The following is a 5,303-nucleotide window of genomic DNA, read 5'->3' on the forward strand; positions in this document are numbered from 1 at the left end:
CCGCATTCGGGCACCGCTCGCGCCCGATCCCACTCCCCGTCGCCCAAGCACGCAGGTCCGCGGCGGGCACGCCCTCGCGCGAAACGGGCACAGTCGGGCAGTATCGGATCCGCAACAGGCCTGTTCAGCACCTCGCACCCGCTGTAGAACTTCCCCCAAGGCCCGAACGGGCCCGGACGGGCCCGAACGGGCGGACGAGCGGAAGGCAGGTGCGACCCATGAACACCAGAACGGCGGAAGAACGCCAACGGGAGATCGTGCGCGTCGCACGCGCCGCCGGATCGGTCGACGTCGCCGACCTCGCCACCCAGCTGGGCGTCGCCAAGGAGACCGTACGCCGCGATCTGCGCGCCCTGGAGGACCACGGCCTGGTCCGCCGCACCCACGGCGGCGCCTACCCCGTGGAGAGCGCCGGCTTCGAGACGACGCTCGCCTTCCGCGCCACCAGCCACGTGCCCGAGAAGCGCCGGATCGCCGCGGCGGCGGCCGGACTCCTCGGTGACGCCGAGACGGTCTTCGTCGACGAGGGCTTCACCCCGCAGCTCATCGCCGAGGCACTGCCCGACGACCGGCCGCTGACCGTCGTCACCGCCTCCCTGCCGGTCGCGGGCGCGCTCGCCGAGAGGGAGAACGTCTGCGTCCTGCTGCTCGGCGGCCGGGTCCGCGCGGGCACGCTGGCCACCGTCGACCACTGGACGACGAAGATGCTGGCCGGCTTCGTCGTCGACCTGGCGTACGTCGGCGCCAACGGCATCTCCCGCGAACACGGGCTGACCACCCCCGACCCGGCGGTCGGCGAGGTCAAGGCACAGGCGATCCGCGCCGCTCGGCGCACGGTCTTCGCGGGTGTGCACACCAAGTTCGGAGCGGTCAGCTTCTGCCGGTTCGCCGGGATCGGCGCCCTGGAGGCGATCGTGACGAGCACCCTGCTGCCCGCGGCGGAGGCCCACCGGTACTCACTGCTGGGACCGCAGGTCATCCGCGTCTGACACCCCCTCACCCCTCACCCCTCACCGGGCTTCTCCCGCCACTCACCGCCTCTTCGCACCCCTCCGGCCCCGACCTCACCACCCCGCCAGCGCACCACCCCGTCCCCGCATCCACCACAACGGCACCCGCATGTCCCCGACCCACTGATTTGTCCCCATATTTCAGGAGCACCACATGCGCACCCAGAGCCGACGAGCACCACGCGCCGTACTCGCCGTGGCCGCCGTAGGAACGCTGATCTCCTCACTCGCCGCCTGCTCGGGCGCCGGCGGTTCCGGCTCCTCCGGCGGGGACTCCATCAACGTCCTGATGGTCAACAACCCCCAGATGCAGGAGCTGCAGAAACTCACCGCCGACCACTTCACCGAGGACACCGGGATCACGGTCAACTTCACCGTCCTGCCGGAGAACGACGTCCGCGACAAGATCAGCCAGGACTTCGCCAACCAGGCGGGCCAGTACGACGTGGCCACCCTCAGCAACTACGAGATCCCGATCTACGCCAAGAACGGCTGGCTCCACCCCCTGGACGAGTACGTCGCGGGCGACACCGCCTTCGACCAGGACGACGTCCTCAAGCCGATGACCCAGGCCCTCACCGCCGCGGACGGCAAGCTCTACGGGGAGCCCTTCTACGGCGAGTCGTCCTTCCTGATGTACCGCAAGGACGTCTTCGACAAGGCCGGCCTGACCATGCCCGACAAGCCCACCTGGACGCAGGTCGCCGACCTCGCCGCGAAGGTGGACGCCGCCGAGCCCGGCATGAAGGGCATCTGCCTGCGCGGCCTGCCCGGTTGGGGCGAGGTGATGGCGCCGCTGACCACGGTGGTCAACACCTTCGGCGGCACCTGGTTCGACAAGGAGTGGAACGCCCGGCTCGACTCGGCGGAGTTCAAGAAGGCCACCCGGTTCTACGTCGACCTGGTCCGCGAGCACGGCGAGTCCGGCGCCGCCCAGTCCGGGTACGCCGAGTGCCTGAACAACATGACCCAGGGCAAGACCGCCATGTGGTACGACGCCACGGCCGGCGCGGGCTCCCTGGAGGCGTCCGGCTCCCCCGTCAAGGGCAAGATCGGCTACGTGCCCGCCCCGGTCGAGAGGACCGACAGCTCCGGCTGGCTCTACACCTGGGCGTGGGGCGTCCAGAAGGCGTCCAAGAACGCGGACAACGCCTGGAAGTTCATCTCCTGGGCCTCCGGCAAGGACTACGAGAAGCTCGTCGGCGAGCAGATCGGCTGGGCCAACGTCCCCGCCGGGAAGCGGGCGTCGACGTACGACATACCCGAGTACCGCAAGGAAGCCGCCGCCTTCGCGGACGTCACCAGGGACGCCATCGCGGGAGCCGAGCCGGAGAACCCGGGCGTGCAGCCCCGGCCCGCGCCCGGCATCCAGTTCGTCGGCATCCCCGAGTTCACCGACCTGGGCACCAAGGTCTCCCAGGAGATCAGCTCCGCCATCGCCGGCCGGCAGTCCGTGGACAGCGCGCTGAGCAAGGGCCAGCAGCTCGCCGAGACCGTCGGAGAGAAGTACCAGTAGCCATGACCCTCACGACTCCTCCCACCCGGGTCGCCGCCGCCCCCGCGCGGCCGGCGGCCCGGCGGCCGAACCGGATGCGCGCCTGGGCCACCCGGGCGCCCCTGCTGCCCGCCCTGGTCTTCATGATCGTGGTGACGCAGCTGCCCTTCGTGGCCACCCTGGTCATCTCCTTCTTCGACTGGAACGCCCTCTACCCGGACGACCGCCACTTCGCCGGACTCGACAACTACCAGCAGGTGCTGGGCACCGCCGAGCTGCGCAGGTCGGTCGGCACCACCGTCCTGCTCACCGCGACCGTGGTGCTGGTCAGCCTGCTGCTCGGGCTGCTGCTGGCACTGCTGCTGGACCGTCGGTTCCGCGGCCGGGCCGCTGTGCGCACCATGCTGATCGCCCCCTTCCTGCTGGTGCCGATCGCCGCGGCGCTGCTGTGGAAGCACGTGCTGTTCAACCCGGAGTACGGCCTGTTCAACGGCGTCCTGCACTGGATCGGCGGCGACGGCGCCCCGCAGCCGGACTGGATCTCCGAGATGCCGCTCATGGCGGTCGAGGCGTCCCTGATCTGGCAGTGGACCCCGTTCATGACGCTGATCCTGCTGGCCGGGCTGCAGAGCCGCGATCCCCAGCTGATCGAGGCGGCCCGGATGGACGGCGCCGGCGACTGGCAGGTGTTCGTGCACATCACCCTGCCGCACATGCGCCGCTACATCGAACTCAGCCTGCTGCTCGGCTCGATCTACATCGTCCAGAACTTCGACGCGGTGTACACCATCACCTCCGGCGGACTCGGCACCGCCAACCTGCCGTACACCGTGTACCAGACCTTCTACCAGGCGCACGACAACGGTCTGGCGTCCGCGGCCGGCGTGGTCGTCGTGATCGGCTCGCTGATCCTCGCGACCTTCGCGCTGCGGGTCGTGTCGTCCCTGTTCCGCGCGGAGGTGTCCCGCTGATGACCACCCTCACCCGGTCCCGGGCCCGGCTGCAGGGGGCCGCCCTCGGGTTCGCCGCCTGGCTGGCCGGCCTGCTGTTCGTGCTGCCCGTCCTGTGGATGGCGCTGACCTCCTTCCACTCCGAGGCGGACGCGGCGACCAACCCGCCCTCCCTGACCGCCCCGCTCACCCTGGACAGCTACCGCGAGTTCTTCGGCGTGGACGGCGGCGCCAGCCCCTGGCCCCCGTTGATCAACTCGATGACGGCGTCGGCCGCTTCCACCCTGCTGACCCTGCTGCTCGCGCTGCCGGCCGCGTACGCACTGTCGATCCGGCCGGTGAGGAAGTGGACCGACGTCCTGTTCTTCTTCCTGTCGACGAAGATGCTGCCGCTGGTGGCGGGCCTGCTGCCGATCTACCTCTTCGCCAGGAACACCGGCCTGCTCGACAACATCTGGGCACTGGTCGTCCTCTACACGGCCATGAACCTGCCGATCGCGGTGTGGATGATGCAGTCCTTCCTCTCCGAGGTGCCGGTCGCGATCATCGAGGCCGCCCAGATCGACGGGGCGCGGCTGCCGACGGTCCTCGGCCGGGTGGTGGCGCCGATCGCGCTGCCCGGCATCGCCGCCACCGCCCTGATCTGCTTCATCTTCAGCTGGAACGAGCTGCTGTTCGCCAGGGTGCTCACGGGTGTCGTGGCCGAGACCGCCCCCGTCTTCCTCACCGGCTTCATCACCAGCCAGGGCCTGTTCCTGGCGAAGGTGTGCGCCGCGTCGCTCGTCATCTCCCTGCCGGTGCTCGCCGCGGGGTTCGCCGCCCAGGACAAGCTGGTCCAGGGCCTTTCGTTGGGAGCCGTCAAATGAAGGCCGCCGTCATCGAGTCCGTGGGCCGCGCCGTCGTCACCGAGGTCCCGGACCCGACGCCCGGTCCCCGCGAGGTCGTCGTGGAGGTCGCCGCCTGCGGTCTGTGCGGCACCGATCTGCACATCCTCCAGGGCGAGTTCGCGCCGAAGCTGCCCCTCGTGCCCGGCCACGAGTTCGCCGGCGAGGTGGTCGGCGTCGGCAGCCAGGTCACCGAGGTCTCGGTGGGCGACCGGGTCGCCGTCGACCCTTCGCTGTACTGCTACGAGTGCCGGCGCTGCCGTACCGGCCACAACAACCTCTGCGAGCGCTGGGCCGCGATCGGCGTGACGACGGCCGGCGGCGCGGCGCAGTACGCGGTGGCGCCGGTGGCGAACTGCGTGAAGCTGCCCGAGCACGTCCGCACCGAGGACGCGGCCCTGATCGAACCCCTGTCCTGCGCGGTGCGCGGCTACGACGTCCTGAAGTCGAACCTCGGCTCGCACGTCCTGATCTACGGCTCCGGCACGATGGGCCTGATGATGCTGGAGCTGGCCAAGCGGACCGGCGCGGCGAGCGTCGACGTGGTCGACGTCAACCCGGCCCGCCTGGAGACCGCGCGCCGGCTGGGCGTCTCCGGGGCCGCCGGCACCGCGGAAGAGCTGGCGCGGCCCCAGGGCTGGGACCTGGTGGTCGACGCGACCGGCAACGCGGCGGCGATCCAGGACGGCCTGGGGCGGGTGGCGAAGGCCGGAACGTTCCTGCAGTTCGGGGTCGCCGACTACGCCGCCCGCGTCACCATCGACCCGTACCGCATCTACAACCAGGAGATCACCATCACCGGCTCCATGGCCGTCCTGCACAGCTTCGAGCGGGCCGCCGAGCTGTTCGCGAACGGCGTGCTGGACCCGGACGTGTTCATCAGCGACCGGCTCCCGCTGGCGCGCTACCCGCAGGCCCTGGAGCAGTTCGCGGCGGGCGTCGGCCGGAAGATCGTGGTCGTTCC

At 70.5% G+C, this 5,303-nt stretch carries 5 protein-coding genes; all 5 read left to right on the forward strand.

Features of this window, described 5'->3' with window-relative positions; all coding sequences use genetic code 11:
* Window positions 1-218: 218 nt before the first annotated feature.
* A complete protein-coding gene (locus AC3ET3_RS35815; RefSeq protein ID WP_432139342.1) occupies window positions 219-989 on the forward strand; it encodes a DeoR/GlpR family DNA-binding transcription regulator in 771 nt (256 codons plus the stop codon).
* Window positions 990-1,164: 175 nt separating this feature from the next.
* Entirely contained in the window at window positions 1,165-2,526 is a 1,362-nt protein-coding gene (locus tag AC3ET3_RS35820; RefSeq protein ID WP_435613702.1) for an ABC transporter substrate-binding protein, read from the forward strand.
* A gap of 2 nt (window positions 2,527-2,528) precedes the next feature.
* Complete coding sequence (locus tag AC3ET3_RS35825; protein ID WP_432139340.1) at window positions 2,529-3,476, forward strand: carbohydrate ABC transporter permease; 948 nt, start codon at window positions 2,529-2,531, stop codon at window positions 3,474-3,476.
* Entirely contained in the window at window positions 3,476-4,321 is an 846-nt protein-coding gene (locus AC3ET3_RS35830; RefSeq protein ID WP_432139339.1) for a carbohydrate ABC transporter permease, read from the forward strand. Before AC3ET3_RS35825 ends, AC3ET3_RS35830 begins: the two co-directional genes overlap by 1 nt.
* On the forward strand, window positions 4,318-5,303 hold a 986-nt coding region (locus AC3ET3_RS35835), incomplete at its 3' end, for a zinc-dependent alcohol dehydrogenase family protein (RefSeq protein ID WP_432158856.1). The genes AC3ET3_RS35830 and AC3ET3_RS35835, both read left to right, overlap by 4 nt.

This window comes from Streptomyces sp. bgisy159 (genome assembly GCF_057707805.1).

What these genes read in the sequence shown, in the direction of transcription:
- AC3ET3_RS35815 (WP_432139342.1), top strand. Translation starts at nt 219, where the DNA reads ATGAACACCAGAACGGCGGAAGAACGCCAACGGGAGATCGTGCGCGTC.
- AC3ET3_RS35820 (WP_435613702.1), top strand. Translation starts at nt 1,165, where the DNA reads ATGCGCACCCAGAGCCGACGAGCACCACGCGCCGTACTCGCCGTGGCC.
- AC3ET3_RS35825 (WP_432139340.1), top strand. Translation starts at nt 2,529, where the DNA reads ATGACCCTCACGACTCCTCCCACCCGGGTCGCCGCCGCCCCCGCGCGG.
- AC3ET3_RS35830 (WP_432139339.1), top strand. Translation starts at nt 3,476, where the DNA reads ATGACCACCCTCACCCGGTCCCGGGCCCGGCTGCAGGGGGCCGCCCTC.